This is a genomic window from Gorillibacterium massiliense, from assembly GCF_000455485.1.
In the GTDB taxonomy this organism is placed as follows: Bacteria; Bacillota; Bacilli; order Paenibacillales; family NBRC-103111; genus Gorillibacterium; species Gorillibacterium massiliense.
Window position 1 is genome coordinate 1 of the sequence record NZ_CBQR020000185.1, and the last position, 779, is coordinate 779.

Genomic DNA, 779 nt, shown 5'->3' on the forward strand with positions numbered 1-779 from the left:
CCGGCTGCAGCCGCGCCTGGCGCGCCTGCAGCGGCGCCAGCGCTGCCCGCAGCAGCCGACAATAGTCGGCTGCTGCGGGGGGCGGCGCGGCTCCGTTCCGCCGCTGCGCTCTTCGCCGGCGTGCCGGCTGCTTCCGCGCTTGCCGCCGCCATGGGCGAGAAAGCGGCGCGCCTTACCGCGAGCCGTTTCACCATCGCTTTGTTCGGGGCGTTCAGCGCCGGGAAATCGTCCCTGGCCAACGCCCTCTTGGGCGATAACATCCTCCCGGTGTCGCCGAATCCGACGACAGCGGCAGTAAACCGGATCGTTCCGCCCGATGAGGACCATGCTCACGGCAGTGTCAAAGTGACAATGAAAACCTCCGCCTACGTGCTGGAGGAGGTCACCCACTCCTTATCGATGCTGGATACGGCAGGCGGCGGCTGGGAAGATTGCCTGAGCAGCATCTCCCGGCTTAAGCCGGAGCGGGCGACTGGAGCGGGAAAACCGCATTTTGCCTTCCTCAAGGCTGTTGAAAAAGGCTATCGGCAAGCGGAGCCACATTTCGGCAACCTCTTGACCCTTGGGCTGGAGGATTTTCCAGCTTATGTCGCTGACGAAACCAAATCTTGTTTTGTTGAGACCATCGATCTTTATTACGACTGTGCACTGACCCGACAAGGGGTCGTATTGGTGGATACGCCCGGAGCGGATTCTATCAACGCCCGCCATACCGGTGTTGCCTTTAACTACATCAAAAACGCCGACGCGATCTTGTTCGTCACCTATTACAATCATGC

Annotated in this window: 1 protein-coding gene; it reads left to right on the forward strand. The window is 61.0% G+C overall.

Annotation, left to right across the window (positions count from 1 at the left end; translation table 11 throughout):
- Nucleotides 1-779 (forward strand): dynamin family protein (locus tag TJ79_RS25540; protein WP_202903379.1); only part of this gene is annotated, 779 nt, incomplete at both ends.